The 18,232-nt window shown below is 67.3% G+C and carries 17 protein-coding genes and 1 pseudogene; 10 read left to right on the top strand and 8 right to left on the bottom strand.

The features are described 5' to 3' along the window. Window positions 1–248: 248 nt before the first annotated feature. Window positions 249–1,409 carry a porin gene (locus U5809_RS26265; RefSeq protein ID WP_282507251.1) on the bottom strand — a complete coding sequence of 387 codons (1,161 nt, stop codon included), beginning with the start codon at window positions 1,407–1,409 and terminating at the stop codon, window positions 249–251. Between the two features lie 495 nt (window positions 1,410–1,904). Here U5809_RS26265 and U5809_RS26260 point away from each other — a divergent pair, with 495 nt between their 5' ends. From U5809_RS26260 to U5809_RS26245, 4 genes are read left to right on the top strand one after another with little or no spacing between them, the layout of a single operon-like run. Further along, a complete protein-coding gene (locus U5809_RS26260; protein ID WP_322088650.1) occupies window positions 1,905–2,414 on the top strand; it encodes a sigma-70 family RNA polymerase sigma factor in 510 nt (169 codons plus the stop codon). Window positions 2,415–2,417: 3 nt separating this feature from the next. Further along, window positions 2,418–3,404, top strand: coding sequence for a FecR domain-containing protein (locus tag U5809_RS26255; protein WP_322088649.1), 987 nt, complete (start codon window positions 2,418–2,420; stop codon window positions 3,402–3,404). A gap of 53 nt (window positions 3,405–3,457) precedes the next feature. Beyond that, entirely contained in the window at window positions 3,458–6,019 is a 2,562-nt protein-coding gene (locus U5809_RS26250; RefSeq protein WP_322088648.1) for a TonB-dependent receptor, read from the top strand. A gap of 55 nt (window positions 6,020–6,074) precedes the next feature. After that, window positions 6,075–6,848 carry a hypothetical protein gene (locus tag U5809_RS26245; RefSeq protein WP_322088647.1) on the top strand — a complete coding sequence of 258 codons (774 nt, stop codon included), beginning with the start codon at window positions 6,075–6,077 and terminating at the stop codon, window positions 6,846–6,848. Here U5809_RS26245 and U5809_RS26240 read toward each other — a convergent pair. Then, on the bottom strand, window positions 6,778–7,680 hold the full coding sequence (locus tag U5809_RS26240) for a LysR family transcriptional regulator (RefSeq protein WP_322088646.1): 903 nt from the start codon (window positions 7,678–7,680) through the stop codon (window positions 6,778–6,780). The genes U5809_RS26245 and U5809_RS26240 overlap by 71 nt on opposite strands. Window positions 7,681–7,792: 112 nt before the next feature. On the opposite strand from U5809_RS26240, the gene U5809_RS26235 reads away from it, so the two are divergent. Beyond that, window positions 7,793–8,218 carry a VOC family protein gene (locus tag U5809_RS26235; RefSeq protein WP_282507256.1) on the top strand — a complete coding sequence of 142 codons (426 nt, stop codon included), beginning with the start codon at window positions 7,793–7,795 and terminating at the stop codon, window positions 8,216–8,218. A 130-nt stretch (window positions 8,219–8,348) separates the two neighbouring features. Continuing rightward, window positions 8,349–8,933, top strand: a complete 585-nt coding sequence (locus U5809_RS26230; protein ID WP_322088645.1) for a flavin reductase family protein — start codon at window positions 8,349–8,351, stop codon at window positions 8,931–8,933. A gap of 39 nt (window positions 8,934–8,972) precedes the next feature. Here U5809_RS26230 and U5809_RS26225 read toward each other — a convergent pair whose 3' ends face one another. Next, complete coding sequence (locus U5809_RS26225) at window positions 8,973–9,869, bottom strand: LysR family transcriptional regulator (protein WP_322088644.1); 897 nt, start codon at window positions 9,867–9,869, stop codon at window positions 8,973–8,975. 97 nt (window positions 9,870–9,966) lie between these two features. On the opposite strand from U5809_RS26225, the gene U5809_RS26220 reads away from it, so the two are divergent. Genes U5809_RS26220 through U5809_RS26210 form a run of 3 tightly spaced genes read left to right on the top strand, consistent with a single transcriptional unit; the run spans window position 9,967 to window position 12,975 of the window. Next, window positions 9,967–11,265, top strand: a complete 1,299-nt coding sequence (locus U5809_RS26220) for a CitMHS family transporter (RefSeq protein ID WP_282507259.1) — start codon at window positions 9,967–9,969, stop codon at window positions 11,263–11,265. A 40-nt stretch (window positions 11,266–11,305) separates the two neighbouring features. Beyond that, window positions 11,306–12,664 (top strand): acyclic terpene utilization AtuA family protein, encoded by a 1,359-nt coding sequence (locus U5809_RS26215; protein ID WP_322088643.1) that lies wholly within the window; start codon window positions 11,306–11,308, stop codon window positions 12,662–12,664. Beyond that, window positions 12,664–12,975 carry a hypothetical protein gene (locus U5809_RS26210; protein WP_322088642.1) on the top strand — a complete coding sequence of 104 codons (312 nt, stop codon included), beginning with the start codon at window positions 12,664–12,666 and terminating at the stop codon, window positions 12,973–12,975. The genes U5809_RS26215 and U5809_RS26210 overlap by 1 nt, the downstream gene beginning before the upstream one ends. A gap of 187 nt (window positions 12,976–13,162) precedes the next feature. Here the strand turns inward: U5809_RS26210 and U5809_RS26205 are convergent. From U5809_RS26205 to U5809_RS26190, 4 genes and pseudogenes are all read right to left on the bottom strand, one after another. Further along, window positions 13,163–13,834 (bottom strand): annotated as a pseudogene (locus U5809_RS26205) (nitrilase-related carbon-nitrogen hydrolase); the annotation flags it as partial. 387 nt (window positions 13,835–14,221) lie between these two features. Continuing rightward, window positions 14,222–14,410, bottom strand: coding sequence for a response regulator transcription factor (locus tag U5809_RS26200; protein ID WP_322088640.1), 189 nt, complete (start codon window positions 14,408–14,410; stop codon window positions 14,222–14,224). Window positions 14,411–14,547: 137 nt separating this feature from the next. Beyond that, a complete protein-coding gene (locus U5809_RS26195) occupies window positions 14,548–15,375 on the bottom strand; it encodes a helix-turn-helix transcriptional regulator (RefSeq protein WP_322088639.1) in 828 nt (275 codons plus the stop codon). Between the two features lie 112 nt (window positions 15,376–15,487). Further along, window positions 15,488–16,279, bottom strand: coding sequence for a response regulator transcription factor (locus tag U5809_RS26190; RefSeq protein WP_322088638.1), 792 nt, complete (start codon window positions 16,277–16,279; stop codon window positions 15,488–15,490). 118 nt (window positions 16,280–16,397) lie between these two features. Between U5809_RS26190 and U5809_RS26185 the strand changes: the two genes are divergently transcribed. Beyond that, a complete protein-coding gene (locus tag U5809_RS26185; RefSeq protein WP_415877961.1) occupies window positions 16,398–17,231 on the top strand; it encodes a topoisomerase IV in 834 nt (277 codons plus the stop codon). Window positions 17,232–17,271: 40 nt separating this feature from the next. Here U5809_RS26185 and U5809_RS26180 read toward each other — a convergent pair whose 3' ends face one another. Further along, on the bottom strand, window positions 17,272–18,201 hold the full coding sequence (locus tag U5809_RS26180; protein WP_282507266.1) for a phosphatidate cytidylyltransferase: 930 nt from the start codon (window positions 18,199–18,201) through the stop codon (window positions 17,272–17,274). Window positions 18,202–18,232: the final 31 nt, after the last annotated feature.

Below are 18,232 nucleotides of genomic sequence, written 5' to 3'. Positions count from 1 at the left end.
GTGTGACGATGCCTGATCGGTAAAAATGGCCGGATTTTCGGTGAATGCCAGGGCGATGGCGGCGATCGAAACCTGACGCACGACGTCAGTCGAACCGTGAGTGCCGTATTGAATCGCGTGGAAAGGATTTCACCGGGCAATCCTTGTCCGGCTCGGAGGGAAAGCGGCAAAAAACAACGGCGGCCGAAGCCGCCGTGTACGCCATGCGGATTCGACCGGCCGCGCCGCGCGCGACCGGTCGCTTTTCATCAGAAGCGGTGACGCAGGCCGAGGTTGACCATCGTCTGCGAGCTCGTGCCCGCGTAGCCATACGAACCGATCGACGCCTGCGCGGCCATCGACCCGCCGTTGCCGTCGCCGGTCTGGCCGCTCGCATGCTGGTACGCGGCGGTCAGGTAGACGTCGGTGCGCTTCGACAGGTTGTAGTCCGCGCCGGCCGATACCTGGTGATAGGTCGCCGACGTATCGCCGCCCGAGCGCGTATAGCTGTAGCCGAGGCCGACCAGCAGCGCATTCGTCGCCTGGTAGTTCACGAAGCCTTGCCCGGTGTTGTAGTGCTCGTTCGAATTGAATGCCGAGCTCGCATCGCGGCGGTACTGCGCGTTGCTGTAGCCGAGGCCGAACGTGAACGGGCCGGCGACGTACTGGCCCGCGATGCGCGCGATGCCGATCGAGTGGGCGCTCGCATAGCCGTTGTTGATCGGGCCGTCGAACGTGCCGTCCGACGAACTGGTCCAGCCGTTGCGCAGGCCGTTCGACGCGGGGCTGTTGGTCGCGTGGAAATAGCCGCCCGCGACGCTGAACGGCCCGTTGTTGTACGACACGGCGGCCGAATACGATTGCGCGGCACCGGTGCTGCCGGCGATGCCGCCGAACGAGTACATCGTCGAGAACTGCAGGCCCGAATAGACGGCCGACGTGTACTTCACCGCGTTGTCGACGCGGAAGCTGTTGTCGTAGTTGTCGACGTCGCCCGGCGTCGCGAACACGCTGCCCAGATAGTTGTCGGCGGTGATGCCCTGCACGAGATCGACGAGCGGATCGTACTGGCGGCCGAACGTGAGCGTGCCGTAGCGGTCGCTCGTCAGGCCGACGAAGGCCTGACGGCCGAACATGCGGCCACCCTGGCCCTGCCGGCCGTTGCTCGGGTCGAAGCCGTTCTCGAGCTGGAACAGCGCCTTCAGCCCGCCGCCGAGATCCTCGGTGCCTTTCACGCCAAAGCGGCTGCCGGCCAGGTTGCCCGCGCTGCTGTTGCCGAGCATCCACGCGTTGTCCTTGCCCTGCGCATGGTTCACGTAGGTGATCGACGTGTCGATCACGCCGTACAGCGTGACGCTCGACTGCGCATGTGCGACCGGTATCGCGGCGAATGACGCGATCGAAATCAGCGAGAGGGTCGTGCGTTTCATCTCATCTCCTTGCGCATTGCGCTCGTGTTCGTGTTCCGGAATGGCAGGAGACTACAGAGCCGTAATAAAACGGCAAAAATGAAATTCTCTTTTGTGGTCTGACGCAGACAGAGACGTCCTCCGATATGCGCTATTGAGGGATTTGAATTATTGAGAATCGCGTATCAATTGGTTGTCATTTCGCGATTTCTCCATTGCACCTTGCATATCCCGTGACAATTCCGTGCAATCGACCGGGGAATGGCGGTGATCCGGATATTGTTATTGATCCGTCAATTAATTATTGAATGAATTGAATTGGCCGAACTGTAATGGGTGTGTTAGGGACGTATCGCCCGCGGCCGGCGACGACATCGCAGCTTCGCCCCCGGCGCGACCTGATCGTCGCCGCGCGCACCGGGGCGCATCGAAACCGAGGCCGCAAGCTTACTTTTGTATATAATAATCATTCTCATTTACAGAATCGTTGACGCCTGCGCACCCCGGAACCCGGCCATGTCCGCTGACAAGCTGTCCCTCCATCGAGAAATCGACGCCCTCTATGCCGGCCACCATGCGTGGCTGCGCGGCTGGCTGAGCCGGAAGCTCGGTTGCGCGCATCGCGCGGCCGATCTCGCGCACGATACGTTCATGCGCCTGCTCGCACGCGACGAGCCGATCGGTGCCGACGAGCCGCGCGCGTTCCTGACGACGGTCGCCCAGCGCGTGCTGAGCAATCACTGGCGGCGCGAGCAGATCGAGCGTGCGTATCTCGACGTGCTTGCGCAGCGCCCCGAAGCGTATGCGCCGTCGCCGGAAGAGCGGGCCGTTGTGCTCGAGACGCTGCTCGAAATCGACCAGCTGCTCGACGGCCTGCCGCTCGCGGCGAAGCGTGCGTTTCTGCTCGCGCAACTCGACGGGCTCACGCAGGTCGAGATCGCGCGCGAACTCGGCGTGTCGCTCGCGACGGTGAAGCGCTATCTCGTGAAGGCCGGCACGCAGTGCTTCTTCGCGATGGCGGCCTGACCGATGGCCGCTCCAGGCGCACCGGCGGTGCCGCCGCACGTCGCGCGTCGCGCCGTCGAATGGTGGGTCGACCGGCAGGCCGGCCGTACCGACGACGCATTCGCCGCCGCGCTCGCGCGCTGGCGCGCCGAGGATCCGGCGCATGACGCGGCATGGCGACATATCGAAACGATGCAGGGCCGCTTCGGCCGGCTCGCGGCCGGGCTCGACGCGCAGGCCGCGCATGCGGCGCTGTTGCCGCCGCGTGCGGGCCGCCGCCGCGCGGCCGTGAAGACGCTGGCCGTGCTGCTGTTCGCGGGCGGCGCCGCATGGATGGCGGAGCCCGCGCGGCGCGCGGCAATCTGGCCGGCCGATCTGCGCACGGCGGTCGGCGAGCGACGCACGGTGACGCTCGCGGATCGCACGACCGTCGTGCTCGATACCGACACCGCGCTCGACGTGCGTTTCGACGACGCGGCGCGCCACCTGCGGCTGCTGCGCGGCACGATCATGGTGACGAGCGGCCATGACGATCGCGTGCCCGCGCGGCCGCTCGTCGTCGCGACCGCGCAAGGCGAGTTGCAGCCGCTCGGCACGCGCTTTGCGGTACGGCAGCGCGACGGCGCGACACGCATCGAGGTGTTCGCCGGCGCGGTACGCGTACAGCCGGTCGAGGCGACGGCCGGCACGCGCGTGATCGCGGCGGGAGAGGGCGCGGATTTCACGCGCGATGCGATCGGCGCGCCGGCGCCGCTCGATCCGCATGCGTCCGCGTGGACGGGCGGCATGCTCGTCGCGTCGCGCATGCGGCTGGCCGACCTCGTCGTCGAGCTCGACCGCTATCGGCGCGGCAGCCTGCGCTGCGATGCGGCCGTGGCCGACCTGCGCGTGTCGGGCACCTATCCGCTCGACGATCCCGCGCGCGTGCTCGATACGCTGAAGGCGACGCTGCCGATCGACGTCCACTACCTGACCCGCTACTGGGCGACGGTCGTGCCGGCCCGTTCGTGAGTCCGTCGAAAAAATTTCCGTCTACCTGAGCTGTTTTTCGATGTTCGCGTGACATGGGTAATGAAAGCAGCACTGGCCCATCGTCCACCGACTCTCCGATCATGGTTTCCATCCGTCTCACGTATCGGCGCCGTCCGGCGCCCGCCCGTCATCTGCCGCGCGCGGCCGCACCGGGCCGTCTTGCACGCCGGCTGGCCGGCGCGGTCCTGCTGTCGGCGCTGCTGCCGCTGCCCGCGCTGGCCGACACCGACACCGACGCGGCGCCCGCCGCACAGCGCGCGTCGCGTCGCGCGTTCGACATTCCTGCCGGCCCGCTTGAAGCCGCGCTGAACCGGTTCGGGCGCGACGCGGGCATCCTGCTCGCGTTTCCGGCCGAGATGACGGTCGGCCTGACGAGCGGCGGCGTGCAGGGCCGGTTCGACATCGATGGCGCGTTCGACCGCCTGCTGGCCGGCACGGGGCTCGTCGCGCTGCGCCAGCCGGGCGGCGGTTACACGCTGATGCGCGCGGACGGGGCGGCGGCCCGGCCCGTGGCGGCCGGCGTCGCACCGGCCGCCGAGCTGCCGACGATCAACGTGCGCACCAGCGCACTGCGCGCCGAAAGCTATCGCGCGCCGAAAGAGGCCGGCGTGCTGCGCTCGGAGATTCCGCTGCTCGACACCGCGCAGGCCGTCAACATCGTGCCCGCGCAGGTGTTGCGCGACCAGCGTCCGCGCAATCTCGACGACGCGCTCGGCAATGTGAGCGGCATCACGCAGGGCAACACGCTCGCGGGTACGCAGGACACCATCATGAAGCGCGGCTTCGGCGGCAACCGCGACGGCTCGATCATGCAGAACGGCATGCCGCTCGTGCAGGGCCGTGCGTTCAACGCGGCGGTCGACAGCGTCGAGGTGCTGAAGGGGCCGACGTCGCTGCTGTACGGGCTGATGGATCCGGGCGGCATGATCAACGTCGTCACCAAGCAGCCGCAGCTCAAGCGTTACAACGCGATTTCGCTCGGCGCATCGACGTTCGGGCACGGCAAGAATGGCGGTGGCGCGACGTTCGATTCGACGGGGCCGATCGGCGATTCTCGGCTCGCGTACCGGCTGATCGTCGACCAGTCGAACGAGCAGTACTGGCGCAATTTCGGTGAGAACCGGCAGACCTTCGTCGCGCCGTCGCTCGCGTGGTACGGCCGCGATACGCAGGTCGCGGTGTCCTACCAGTACCGCAAGTTCCATTCGCCGTTCGATCGCGGCACCGCGCTCGATCCGCGCACCAATGCGCCGCTCGACATCCCCGCGCGGCGGCGGATCGACGAGCCGTTCAACAACATGGACGGCGAATCGCATCTCGCGCAACTGACCGTCGATCACCAGTTCAATGCGGACTGGAGCGCGCATTTCGGCTACAGCTACAACCGCGAGACCTACGACGCGAACCAGTTGCGCACGACCGGCGTCGATCCGGTGACGGGCACGATGACGCGCAGCAACGATGCGACGCACGGCTCGCTCAGCACCGACAGCTACGGGGTCGGCTACGTGAACGGCAAGCTGACGCTCGGCGGGATGCGTCACGACGTGCAGGTCGGTTTCGATACCGAATATCGCCGCATCTATCGCAAGGACATGCTGCGCCAGGCCGTGAAGACGCCGTTCAACTACATCGATCCGGTGTACGGCCTGTTGCCGCCGTCGAGCACGGTGTCCGCGAGCGACAGCGACCAGACCGACACGCTGCACGATGCGTCCGCGTTCTTCCAGGACACCGTTCACCTGACCGACAAGTGGATCGTGTCGGGCGGCCTTCGCTATATCACCTACAACCAGGTCGCGGGGCGCGGCCGGCCGTTCAAGGCGAACACCGACCTGAGCGGCTCGAAGTGGCTGCCGCGCGCGGGTGTCGTCTACAAGTGGACCGACACGTTCTCGCTGTACGGCAGCTATTCGCAGTCGCTGAAGCCGTCGTCGTCGATCGCGCCGATGGCGTCGGGCTACATGATCGACGGCTCGACGCCGCCCGAGGAGGCGACCGCGTGGGAAGTGGGCGGCAAGCTCGACCTGCCGGGCGGGATGACGGGCACGCTCGCGCTGTTCAACATCGACAAGAAGAACGTACTCGTATCGCAGTACAACGACGCGACGAAGCTGACCGACTGGCGCACATCGGGCAAGGCACGTTCGCGCGGGGTCGAACTCGATGTGTCGGGCAAGATCGGCGAGCGCGTGAACGTGATCGCGAGCTACGCGTATATCGACGCGAAAACCACCGAGGATCCGCTGTATGCGGGCAACCAGCTGTGGAACGTCGCGCGCCATACCGCGTCGCTCGCGGCCGTCTACGACTTCGGCACGGTGCTCGGCGGCGACGACCTGCGCGTCGGCGCGGCCGCGCGCTACGTCGGCGCACGGCCCGGCGATTCGGCGAACAGCTTCACGCTGCCGTCGTACGTGCTCGCCGACGCGTTCGCGACCTACGACACGCGGATCGGCAAGCAGAAGCTGTCGTTCCAGCTCAACGTGAAGAACCTGTTCAACCGCACGTACTACCCGTCGAGCGCGAACCGCTATTTCGTCGCGATCGGTGACGCGCGACAGGTGTCGCTGCTGACCACGCTGCAGTTCTGACCACGCAATTGACGCGCGGCCGGTGCGCCGGCGCGCGACCCTGGAGAAGATTTCGATGAACCTGAAGATGAAGACCGGCGCCGTGCGCGCCGTTGCCGACGGCGCACGACGCCGCGTATTGCGCACGATCGCGGGCTCGGTGCTCGCGTTGGGCGCGGGCTTGGGTATCGGCGTATCGACGCCTGCATGGGCAGCCGATGCGCCGGCTGCCGTCACGCGCGTCGCGATGCTCGTGCAGTTGCGCGGCCCGAACCTGAAGGTCGACGAACGGATCAGTCAGCATCTCGGCGAACGCGGCTACGCGGTGCGCCTGATCGACGAGTCGGCCACGCCCGATGCGGCGCGCGACGCCGACCTCGTCGTGATCTCGTCGACGGTGTCGTCGAAGAACGTGCGGCCCGGCTGGCGCACGCTCGACAAGCCGCTCGTGACCTGGGAAAACGACCTGCTCGACGATCTCGCGATGACGGGCAAGCGGCACGACGTCGATTTCGGCGAAACGGGCAAGGAGCGCTATCTGTGGCTCGTCAACGCGCCGCATCCCATTGCGGCTGGCCTGCCGGCCGGCGCGACCAACGTGTACGGCAAGCAGGCGCCGATGAGCTGGGGCAAGCCGGGGCTCGGCGCGATCACGATCGCGACCGTGTACGGGCAACCCGACAAGGCGGCGGTCTTCGCGTACGAGAAGGGCGCGACGATGGACTACGAAGCGCTCGCGCCGGCGCGTCGCGTGATGTTCTTCCTCGACAACGACACGTTCACGAACCTGTCGCCGGCCGGTGTCGCGCTGTTCGACGCGGCCGTCGACTGGGCAGCCGGGCGGCGTTGAGCCGCGCCGGTTCCGACATCGTGCGCCGCGCGCGATGCACGAGCCCGATGTCGCGGTGGAACGTGTGATGCCCGAGGTCGATCGCGCGCACGCCGGCCGGCCAGCGGCGATAGACGGCCGTCTGCGGCACGATCGCGACGCCGACGCCGTTCTCGACCAGCTTGACGATCGCATCGAGCTCGTCGAGTTCGCAGGTGTCGCGCACTGCGATGTGCATCTTTCTCAGGAAACGATCGACCTGGCGGCCGCCGAACGACGCGCGGTCGTAGCGCACGAACGGTTCGCTCGCGAGCAGTTCGGCCCAGTCCTTGCCTTTCATGCCGCGCGGCACGATCAGCCGGAACGGCTCCTGCGCGAGCGTCGTCCAGTGCAGGTCGCTCTGCAGCGAAAACGGCGGACGGATGATCGCGGCCATGTCGATCTCGCCCGCATCGACCCGGTTGACCAGCTCGATCGACAGCCCCGGGATCACGCGCGTGCGGCACGCGGGCTGCCGGCGATGGAAGTCGGCCAGCGCGGCCGGTAGCAACGCGCTCTGCACCGACGCGATCGCGCCGATCGTCACGCGCACGGCGGTCGGCGAGCCGGGCGCGGTCGAGCTCAGGTTCTCGTACAGGCCGATCAGCGCCTGCGCCTGGTCGAGCACGTGATGACCGCGCTCGTTGAGGCGGGCCGCGCGGCCTTGCCGGTCGAACAGCGCGAAGCCGAGTTCGGCTTCGAGACGCTGCATCTGCGCGCTGACGGCCGCCTGCGTCAGGCCGATACGGTTGCCCGCGGCGGCGAACGTGCCTTCCCGGGCGACGGCGATGAGGGTTTTCAGCTCGCGGATCATTGATCAATTTCGTTTGTGAATCACAAAACTATATATTGATTTAATTATTGCCCGGCGTTGTCTACCATGATGCGATCCTCGCGCCATGCGAGCGTTCCTTCACGAGGCAACCATGAGTCTTTCCCCGTTTCACCTGGCGATTCCGGTCCACGACCTGCCGGCCGCGCGCGATTTCTATGGCCGCGTGTTCGGGCTGGAAGAGGGGCGTTCGAGCGCGCAATGGGTCGACTTCGACTTCTACGGGCACCAGCTCGTGATCCACGAGCATCCGAAGACCGCATCGCAGGAAGACGCGCACACGAATGCCGTCGACGGCCACGACGTGCCGGTACCGCATTTCGGGATCGTGCTCGACTGGGCGAGCTGGGAGGCGCTGGCCGAGCGGTTGAAATCGTTCGGCGTGACCTTCGCGATCGAACCGTATGTGCGGTTCAAGGGGCAGGTCGGCGAACAGGCGACGATGTTCCTGTTCGACCCGTGTGGCAATGCGCTCGAATTCAAGGCGTTCCGCGACATCGGCCAGCTGTTCGCGAAGTGACCGGCGGCGGCGCCAGCACCGATTGAATTTGGGTGCGAGAATGCGGCCTGCCGCACGCGCGCGCAGGTGCGCCGGCCGGCGCCGCGCCGCACGGCATCCGTCCGTGCGCGCCGTTCTCCAAGGAACCCGTATGGACAGTCACATCGCTCCGGTGGAGCTGAAGAAAGCCTACCGTCTCCTCAACCACGGCCCGACCGTGCTCGTATCGGCCCGCCACGACGGCGTCGACAACGTGATGGCCGCCGCGTGGGCGTGCGCGCTGGACTTCATGCCGCCGAAGCTGACGGTCGTGCTCGACAAGTCCGCGAAGACGCGCGAGCTCGTCGAGCGCAGCGGCACGTTCGTGATCCAGGTGCCGACGGCCGCGCAGATTCAGCTCACGCACGCGGTCGGCAGCCACAGTCTTGCCGAGCGGCCGGACAAGCTGCGCGAGGCGGGCGTCACGCTGTTCGACGTCGCCGGGTACGACCTGCCGTTCGTCGCCGGCTGCTCGGGCTGGCTCGCGTGCAAGCTGATTCCCGAGCCGCACAACCAGCAGACCTACGACCTGTTCATCGGCGAAGTGGTCGGTGCGTGGTCCGACACGCGCGTGTTCCGTGACGGCCACTGGTATTTCGAGTCGGCCGATCCGGCGCTGCGCAGCCTGCACTACATCGCGGGCGGCAATTTCTATGCGATCGGCGAATCGCTGCACGTCGATCCGGACGCGCAGTAGGCGTCTGGTCACCGACCGTTCATCGTCAGGGCGCGCGGTTCACGCGCGCTTTTTCAATTCCGCCAGCATCGCTTCGGCGAACGCCTGCGCAACGCGCGGCAGCGTGCGCCCGCGTTTCGTGACGAGCGCGATCGGCCGCACGAACGCGGGATCGTCGATCGGCTTCGCGACCAGTTCGGGCTCGGCGCGCACCTCGCGCGCAGTTGCGGGCAGGATCGTCACACCGAGGCCGCCGCGCACCATCGCGACGGCCGTCATCATGTAGGTCGGCTCGCATGCGATGTCGGGCGTGCAGCCGGCCGCGTCCAGCGCGGCATCGACGACGCTGCGCACGCTCGTGCCCTGCGCGGTGAGCACGAGCGGCACGGCCGCGACGTCGGCCGTGCTCACGCGGCGCTTGCGCGCGAGCGGATGATCCTTCGGGCACACGGCGACGAGCCGGTCGGCGCCCGCATACAGCACTTCCAGCGATGCATCGAACGTGTCGCCGCCCGTCAATCCGAGATCGGCTTCCTCGTTGCGCACGAGCGCGGTGACGAGGCTCGCGACGCCGTCGCGGATCTCGAAACCCGCGCGCGGCACGTCGCGCCGGAACGACTGGATCAGCTCCGGCAGCACGCTGGATGCGAAGGTCGGCAGGCACGCGAGCCGCACCGAGCCGCTCGTGCCTTCGCCGAGCGCGCGCGCATCGCGCAGCACGCGCTCCATGTCGTCGAGCGAGCGCTGCAGCAGCGGCAGCAGCTCGCGCCCGGTCTGCGTGAGCGCGACGCTGCGGCTGTTGCGGTCGAACAGCCGCGCGCCGACGATTTCCTCGAGCCGGCGAATCTGCACGGTCAGCGCCGGCTGCGACAGGTGCAGCCGCGCGGCGGCGCGCGTGAAGTTGCCGGCGTGCGCGACGGTGACGAACGCGCGGATGTCGCGAAGATTCAGATCCATAACGATTCGTGATTGCTGCGATCAAATCATTTCAATTGTGCTATTGCTGCGCCGACCTTACGCTCGTCTCCAACAAAAGACAAGGTAGGAGACACGGATGCTGCCGTTACTCGGGCTTGGCACGATCGTCGTGCTGCTGGCCGCGATTCTGTCGAAGCGGATGTCGCCGCTCGTCGCGCTGATCATCGTGCCGATCGCGGCCTCGCTGATCGGCGGCTTCGGGCTGCATACCAGCAAGTTCGTCATCGACGGGCTGAAGGGCCTCGCGCCCGTGGTCGGGATGTTCGTATTCGCGATCCTGTATTTCGGCACGATCACCGATGCCGGCACGCTCGACCCGATCATCGACCGCATCCTGCGCGCGGTCGGCACGCGGCCGACGCGGATCGTGATGGGCACGACGCTGCTCGCGCTGCTGATCCACCTCGACGGCTCGGGCGCCGTCTGCTTTCTCGTGACGATTCCGGCCGTGCTGCCGCTGTACGACCGGCTGAAGATGGACCGGCGCGTGCTGGCCGCGGCCGTATCGATGGCCGCGGGCATCAACTTCCTGCCGTGGACGGGGCCGATGATCCGCGCGTCGGCGTCGCTGCACCTGCCGGTGTCGGCGCTGTTCAATCCGCTGATCCCGGTGCAGGCGATCGGGCTCGTGTTCGTGTTCGGCGTCGCATACTGGCTCGGGCGGCGCGAGGAGAAGCGGCTCGGCCTGTCGCGCGACGCTGCGTCCATCCCGCTGCCCAAGCGCGAGCTGACGCCCGACGAGCAGGCGCTGCGCCGGCCGCACCTGTTCTGGTTCAACCTCGTGCTGACGCTCGTCGTGCTTGGCACGATGGTCGTGATGGGCGAGAAGATCCCGCCTGCGATCATGTTCATGGTCGGGCTGTGCATCGCGCTGATGGTGAATTACCCGGACGTCGACATGCAACGCAAGCGCATCGACGCGCATGCGCGCGCCGCGCTGATGATGGCCGGCATCCTGCTCGCGGCCGGCGTGTTCACGGGGATCATGCAGGGCAGCGGCATGCTGAAGGCGATGGCGCAGGCGGCGGTCGGCTTCGTGCCGCCGTCGATGGCCGGCCACATTCCGGTCGTGCTCGGGATTGCGTCGATGCCGCTCAGCATGCTGTTCGATCCCGATTCGTTCTACTTTGGCGTGCTGCCCGTGATCGCCGAAGTGGCCGGCCAGTTGGGTGTGCCGGCGGTACAGGTCGGGCAGGCCGCGCTGCTCGGCCAGATGACGACGGGGTTCCCGGTCAGCCCGCTGACACCCGCGACGTTCCTCGTCGTCGGCCTGTGCGGCATCGAGCTGGCCGAGCATCAGAAATTCACGTTCCCGCTGCTGTTCGGCGCCTCGATCGTGATGACGATCGCGTGCGTCGTGCTGGGCATCTTTTGATTTTTTCTGGCGGCGCAACCCGCCGGACGACGGTACGGACATGACAGCACAACAACCTGAACGGCGTGTGCGCATCGGCGCGGGCGCTGGCTACTCGGGCGACCGGATCGAGCCCGCGGTCGAACTGGCCGAACACGGGCAGCTCGACTATCTCGTCTTCGAATGCCTGGCCGAGCGCACGATCGCGATCGCGCAGCAGGCGCGCCGCAAGGACCCGGCGCTTGGCTACGATCCGCTGCTCGACGCGCGGATGCATGCGGTGCTGCCGGTCGCCGTGCCGAACGGCGTGCGCATCGTGTCGAACATGGGCGCGGCGAACCCGCGCGCAGCGGCAATGCGCACCGCGCAGATCGCGCAATCGCTCGGCATCGCGGGGCTGAAGGTCGCGGCGGTCGAAGGCGACGACGTGCTCGATGTCGTGTTGCGCGGCGCATTCCGTTTCGAGGAATCGGGTGACGAAGTCGCCGCGTATCGCGACCGCATCGTGTCCGCGAATGCGTACCTCGGCGCCGCGCCGATCGTCGACGCGCTCGCGGCCGGTGCGGACGTCGTGCTGACCGGGCGCGTCGCCGATCCGTCGCTGTTCGCCGCGCCGCTGATCCACGCTTTCGGTTGGCGGATGGACGACTGGGACACGCTTGGGGCCGCGACCGTCGTCGGCCATCTGCTCGAATGCGCGGGGCAGGTGACGGGCGGCTATTTCGCGGATCCCGGCTACAAGGGCGTGCCGAACCTGGCGCGGCTCGGCTTCCCGATCGGCGAAGTCGCGGCCGACGGCTCGGTCGTGATCACGAAGGTGCAGCATGCGGGCGGCCGCGTGAGCGCGGCGACCTGCAAGGAACAACTGCTCTACGAAATTCACGATCCGGCGCGGTATCTGCAGCCGGACGTCGTCGCGGATTTCACGCGCGTCGCGGTCGCCGAGGAGGCGACGGACCGCGTACGCGTGACGGGCGGGCGCGGCACCACGCGTCCCGATACGCTGAAAGTGTCGGTGGCCTATGTCGACGGTTACATCGGCGAAGGCCAGATCTCGTACGGCGGCCCGGGTGCGCTCGCACGCGCGCGCCTCGCGCTCGACATCGTCCGCGAGCGGCTGGCGCTGACCGGTGTCGCGGCGACCGAGTGGCGCTTCGACCTGATCGGCGTCGATTCGCTGTATGGCGACGCAACGCCACCCGTGCGCGGCGACCCGGCCGAGGTGCGCGTGCGGGTGGCCGGCCGTGCGGCGAGCGCTGCCGAGGCCGCGCGGATCGGCAACGAAGTCGAGACGCTCTATACGAACGGGCCGGCCGGCGGCGGCGGCGCGTTCAAGTCGACGCGCGAGGTGATCGCCGTGCAGTCGGTGCTGCTGCCGCGTGCGGCCGTGACGCCGTCGTTTTCATTCGTGGAGGCATGATGCAACTGCGTGAACTCGCGCATGCGCGCACCGGTGACAAGGGCAATACGCTGAACGTGTCGGTGATTTGCCGCGATCCGCGTCATTACGATCATCTGCGCACGCATCTGGATGCGCAAGCGGTGAAGGCATGGCTCGCGGGCATCGTGCGTGGTGACGTCGTGCGTTACGAATTGCCGTCGCTCGGCGCGTTCAATTTCGTGCTGCGCGATGCGCTCGGCGGCGGCGTGACGCGCTCGCTCGCGCTCGATGCGCACGGCAAGTCGGTCAGTTCGGCGTTGCTGGCGATCGAGGTGCCCGACCCGGCGTGATGCGTGGCGTCGCCGCCGCCGGGCGGGTCGATGCCCGTTACGGAATCAGCAGTTCGCGACGCCCGTCCGCATGCTCGATGCGCTCGCCGGCGATGTGCAGGCGCTGATCGTTGCGATAGTCGTAGACCGCGCGCGATGCGGCGAGCTGGTCGAAATCGAATTCGACAGCATGACGCGATTCGGTGTTGCCGGCTTCGAAGATCAGGTTGCCGAACGGATCGGCCGCCAGGCTGCCGCCGGCGAACACGACGTCGTGCGTGCTGTCGCCGACGCGATTGGCGACCGCCGCGAACACCTGGTTCTCCATCGCGCGCGCCGACACCGACGTGCGGTGGACGTTGCGGTACGGCTCCATGTTGCCGTCGGTCACGAGGATCAGCTGCGCGCCGAGCGTCGCGAGCGCGCGCCCTGTTTCCGGAAATTCGCTGTCGTAGCAGATCAGCAGGCCGATCCGCACACCGCGCCATTCGACGGTCGCGTAGCGGTCGCCGGGCAGCACGACGCCGTGCTCGCTCACCCACAGATGCGTCTTGCGATAGCGCAGCGCGATGCCGTCGGGCGTCACGAACGCGGTCGTGTTGTAGAAGCGGCCGCCATCGTTCTCGATCAACCCGACCACGACCGCGACGTCGCGTGCGCGCGCGGCGGCGATCACCGCGCCCATGCTCGGCCCGTCGAGCGGCTCGGCGACTGCCGCGAGATTCGACGGATCGAGGAAGCCGGTGAGCTGCGCTTCGGGAAACATCACGATGTCGGTGCCGGGCGCGCAGGTTGCGATCGCCTCGAGCGTGCGCTGCAGGTTGTAGTGCGTGTCGCCGTCGCGACCGGCGAGCTGCACGATGTCGAGCTTCAGTTTCATGGGCGGTTTCGGGGGAAGAGGCCCGTCGCAGCAGGCGGCGGAGCGGTTGGAACGAGGTCCTAGTATGCGCCGAACCATTCGTTTGCCCATCCCGCCGACGCGTTAACCCGTCGGGGGTATTGATCTCGCGGGCGACGTGCCGGAAGCCATGGCGAAAAAAACGCCGACCCTTCTGCAAGGGTCGGCGAAGAGGTCCTGACTGACGAGGAGGTGCCATCAGAACCCAGGCCAGCGTCGGCCGCCCGTTTCGTCTCGAACGGGCAGGCAGGATCGGATCGCGCAAGGATAGGGGCGAGCGGTTCGTTTGCACAGAAGACGCAGCCGATAACGCGTATCGGCGGCACGGGAGGGGGAGCGAGCGGGGCACGTCACGCCGCCCGCCGATCGTCACGTATCGGTCTGGGCCTTCAGGAACAGCGAAAAAAGTTCAGACTGCGAATTGATCGAAAGCTTGGCGTAGATGTTGCGGCGGTGCACCTTGACCGTTTCCACCGAGATTTCCAGCTTGTTCGCGACTTCCTTGTTCGAGCGTCCGCTCAGGATCAGCCGGATCACGTCGAGTTCGTGTGCCGTCATCGTCCGTGCCGCCGCGACCGGCGCGTGTCGCACGCGGGCGCAGACGATCCAGTCCGGCGAGGATCGTGTCGGCCCCCCGTTTTGCGCGGAACGCGCGGCCGATAGCGGATCGCCGATAGCGGTGGTTCGCGCCGCCGCTAACCGTCGAGCAGCGCCCAGTCGAACAGTTCGCCGCGCGTGCGCAAGCCGAGCTTCGCGAACGCGCGCTTCACGTAGGTTTCGGCGGTGGAATGGCGGATGTCGAGCAGCGCGGCCGCTTCCGGTACCGAGCGGCCGCTCAGCAGCAGCTTGCAGATTTCCTGCTCGCGGCGCGACAGCCGCACATCCTGCCGCGCGACGCGCGTATCGAAGCCGTGATGCGACGGTGCGTGACCGGCCGCCGGCGCGATGCGCCGCGCGGCGCACGAACGCGCATGCATGTCGAGCAGCGGGAACAGCAGGTCGGCCATCTGCCGCAGGTGAAACAGCTCGTCGCGACTGAATGCGGCGTGATCGGTCGAGCGCGTGATCGACAGCGCGTACTGCACGTTCGCGTTGCCGTGCACGAGCATGCATTCCTGGGTGACACGCTGTTCGTCGAAGAAGCGCCGACGAAAATCGCCGTCGGGGAGGCCGCCGACGTGCCGCTGCAACAGCAGCTTGCCGTTCGTGCCGCGCACCGGCGCGACGAGCGGATCGGTCTGCCAGAAATCGCGGTAGTACGCGTCCATCAGCACGCACAGCTCGTGATGGCGGTCGCCCCAGCTTCCGAACCATTCGATCTGGTAGCCGGACGCAACACCCGGATCGGGCCGCCAGCGTTCGAGGTGGATCGCGTCGATGACGATGCTCTCGTTGACGAAGCCGGCGACGGCGTTGGCGAACCCGGCGGTGCCGGCCGCCCGGATCGCGTTGCCGAGTGTTTGCGGCCGCACGCCGATGACGGGGCCGCCGGGGTGGGGCAGGGCGGATGGAGGGGTGAGCATGACGGGCGCCCGGGAGGATGAACGATACGCAGACCATACGCGAGCGCCATGCGGGCGTCAGCCGGGGATTGCCCGTGTCCTTGCCCGTACCGGCTCGCGGCGGCAGTCCGCGTTACGCGTCGGTCTGCGCCTTCAGGAACAGTGAAAACAGCTCCGATTGCGAGTTGATCGCGAGTTTCCCGTAGATGTTGCGGCGATGCACCTTGACCGTTTCGGCGGAAATCGCCAGCTTGTTCGCGACTTCCTTGTTCGAGCGGCCGCTCAGGATCAGCCGGATCACGTCGAGTTCGCGTGCGGTCAGCGGCGTGCCGAGCCGCGCCATCGCCTGCTCGAAGCCGTCGTGTGCGCCGGGCCGGCGCGGCGGCGCATGGTCCGCGGATGCAGGCTCGAACGCGAGCCGCTGCCGCATCAGCCCGGCCACCCACGGCCGGATCAGGTCGAGCAGCGCCACCTGCCCTGGGCTGAAGCGTCGCTTGTTGCCGAGCGACAGGCACAGCGTGCGCGCATCGTCGAGCACGACGTTGAACTGCACTTCGTCCTCAACGACGTTGTGCGTGAAATAGAGCGTGTAGTACTCGGTATCGCGGAAGCATTCGGGCGCGACGTCGGACAGCCGGAACAGGCCGCTCTTCGGCGCGTCGCGGTTCGCGATGTAGAACGGGTCGAGCTGGTACAGCCCCTGCACGTAGTCGCGGAACAGCGGATCGGGGCCATCGCCTTCATACGCGCATTCGGCGAATACCTGCGGGCGGCCGTCGTCGAACATCAGCGCGACCCAGCTGTCGACCGCGACGTATTCCTCGATCAGCCGGACCAGCGACAGCCAGAAGCCCGGCTGGTCGAGCGACTCGATGAGCCGTCCGACCGAGCGGTGCCAGGCGACATCCTGCAACGTGAGGTTCATGCGTAGGTCCATGTCGGGCAGGTGCGATGCGCGCTTGCGGAGCCGCGCCGTGCGTGTACGCTACGGGCTCGCGGGCGGATTCCCGCGCACATCGTACGGAGCCTGGGTGAAGAACGAGATCGTAACGCCGGCCGGCGCGAATGGCGAGGCCGTACGCCGCCGGCGGTTGGCGGCTGCCGCCGCGCTTGGCGCGCTCGCGGTACTCACGGCGCTCGTCGCGCTGTCGCCTGTTTATGCCGCCGAGCCGGTTCAGCTTGCCCCGCCGTTGAAGACCTTCGTCCACGACACTTACGGCAAGTGGCGGGCCGACCGCAAGGGCTGGCAGGCGGACGGGGACGACTTCATCTACGCGCCGTGCGGCTCGCTGCGCGTCGCGACCGCGGATGGCCCGCGCACGCTGCTCGCGATGTGCGGCGAGACCGAGGCAGCGGTACAGAACGGGACGCCGGGCATGGATTCGGACGCGTCGACCGGCACGATCGACCTGTACGTGCTGAAGCCGACGGCCGACGGCAAGACGCTCGAGCCGATCGTGAAGAAAACGGAGATCGCGTCGGGCAAGCGCGGCGAGCCGGGCACGGTGCGCATCGAGCGCCTCGGGCCGCACCTGTTCGGGTTCGTCATCGGCGAAGGGGACATGCGGCAAGGCTATACGCAGGCTTTCCGTTCGATCTGGCTGCCGTACGGCAATGCGCTGGTGCTGGCGGCAGCGCGCATCGACGAGGCGCTCGACAATACGGAGTCGAGCGAATGTGCGAACGCGCGGGCAAGGTGCGAGGAACGGCGTTTCGAGGTTGCGCCGGACCTGACCGGCACCGGCGACGTTTATCCGCTGACGGTCACGGAAACGGGCACGCGCGGCGACAAGGCCATCCACGCGCGCCATACGGTGACGTTCGACGCGGCACGCGGCCGCTACGTCGTGCCGAAGGCATTGCGCGAAGGGTACTGATCCTTCGCGCAGGCACGGGCGGCGTTGCGCCGCCCGCGCATCACACGTACAGGTAGCGTACGAGGTGGAAGAACACCGGCGCGGCGAAGCAGATCGAGTCGACGCGATCGAGCATCCCGCCGTGGCCGGCGATCATCGAGCCCCAGTCCTTCGTGCCGAGCGAGCGCTTGACGGCCGACAGCACGAGCCCGCCGACGAAGCCGGCAATCACGATCGCGAGCGAGATCCCGAATGCCGCGCCGAAGCTGAACGGCGTCACGCGATACAGCGACGCGCCGCACAGCGTGGCCAGCAAGCCGCCACCGACGAAGCCTTCGATCGTCTTCGACGGCGACAGCTGAGGTGCGATCTTGCGCTTCCCGAACAGCTTGCCGACGACGTATTGCAGCACGTCGCTGATCTGCACGACGAACAGGAAGAAGAACAGCAGCAGCGCGTTCTGCCCCGCGTAGTGCGGGATGTCGAGGATCAGCACGGCCGGCGCATGGCTCAGCCCGTACACGCACACCATCAGCGCCCAGTTGATCTTCGCGTTGCGGCTCAGGAACTCGCGCGTGTCCTGCGTGAGCGCCGAGACGAGCGACATCGCGAAGAACAGGTGCACGGGCACGAAGATCGAATACATCCCGTACCAGTTGATTCCGAGCAGCAGGTACTGCACGGGGATCGCGACGAAGAACGCGATGAACAGCGTCGTATGGTCGCTCGCGGTGGTCGGCGTGAGCGTGATGAACTCGCGCAGCGTCAGGTACGACAGCAGCGCGAACACGAGATACGTGACGTTGTTGCCGAGGCCGATCGCGATGGCCATGATCGCGATCATCGCCCACCACGCGCGGATGCGCTGGTTCAGGTTGACGATGGTCGCGCTCTGGCCGCCGCTGCGCGCGCCGAGGATCGTGCCGATCACGGTCGCGACGACGAGCACGGCCGTGACGCCCGCGACCAGTTCCCAGAAGATTGTTCGCATTGTTGATATCCGGAAAAGGGAGAAGAGGGCG

Origin of the sequence: Burkholderia sp. BCC1999, assembly GCF_905339975.1 — a bacterium.
Classification (GTDB): Bacteria; Pseudomonadota; Gammaproteobacteria; order Burkholderiales; family Burkholderiaceae; genus Burkholderia.
The sequence above is the reverse complement of the archived record's forward strand: the minus strand, read 5'-3'. Positions and strand labels throughout refer to the sequence as shown.

Coding starts and splice junctions, on each gene's coding strand:
- U5809_RS26265 (WP_282507251.1), bottom strand. CDS start 1,409: ATGAAACGCACGACCCTCTCGCTGATTTCGATCGCGTCATTCGCCGCG.
- U5809_RS26260 (WP_322088650.1), top strand. CDS start 1,905: ATGTCCGCTGACAAGCTGTCCCTCCATCGAGAAATCGACGCCCTCTAT.
- U5809_RS26255 (WP_322088649.1), top strand. CDS start 2,418: ATGGCCGCTCCAGGCGCACCGGCGGTGCCGCCGCACGTCGCGCGTCGC.
- U5809_RS26250 (WP_322088648.1), top strand. CDS start 3,458: ATGGGTAATGAAAGCAGCACTGGCCCATCGTCCACCGACTCTCCGATC.
- U5809_RS26245 (WP_322088647.1), top strand. CDS start 6,075: ATGAACCTGAAGATGAAGACCGGCGCCGTGCGCGCCGTTGCCGACGGC.
- U5809_RS26240 (WP_322088646.1), bottom strand. CDS start 7,680: ATGATCCGCGAGCTGAAAACCCTCATCGCCGTCGCCCGGGAAGGCACG.
- U5809_RS26235 (WP_282507256.1), top strand. CDS start 7,793: ATGAGTCTTTCCCCGTTTCACCTGGCGATTCCGGTCCACGACCTGCCG.
- U5809_RS26230 (WP_322088645.1), top strand. CDS start 8,349: ATGGACAGTCACATCGCTCCGGTGGAGCTGAAGAAAGCCTACCGTCTC.
- U5809_RS26225 (WP_322088644.1), bottom strand. CDS start 9,869: ATGGATCTGAATCTTCGCGACATCCGCGCGTTCGTCACCGTCGCGCAC.
- U5809_RS26220 (WP_282507259.1), top strand. CDS start 9,967: ATGCTGCCGTTACTCGGGCTTGGCACGATCGTCGTGCTGCTGGCCGCG.
- U5809_RS26215 (WP_322088643.1), top strand. CDS start 11,306: ATGACAGCACAACAACCTGAACGGCGTGTGCGCATCGGCGCGGGCGCT.
- U5809_RS26210 (WP_322088642.1), top strand. CDS start 12,664: ATGCAACTGCGTGAACTCGCGCATGCGCGCACCGGTGACAAGGGCAAT.
- U5809_RS26200 (WP_322088640.1), bottom strand. CDS start 14,410: ATGACGGCACACGAACTCGACGTGATCCGGCTGATCCTGAGCGGACGC.
- U5809_RS26195 (WP_322088639.1), bottom strand. CDS start 15,375: ATGCTCACCCCTCCATCCGCCCTGCCCCACCCCGGCGGCCCCGTCATC.
- U5809_RS26190 (WP_322088638.1), bottom strand. CDS start 16,279: ATGAACCTCACGTTGCAGGATGTCGCCTGGCACCGCTCGGTCGGACGG.
- U5809_RS26180 (WP_282507266.1), bottom strand. CDS start 18,201: ATGCGAACAATCTTCTGGGAACTGGTCGCGGGCGTCACGGCCGTGCTC.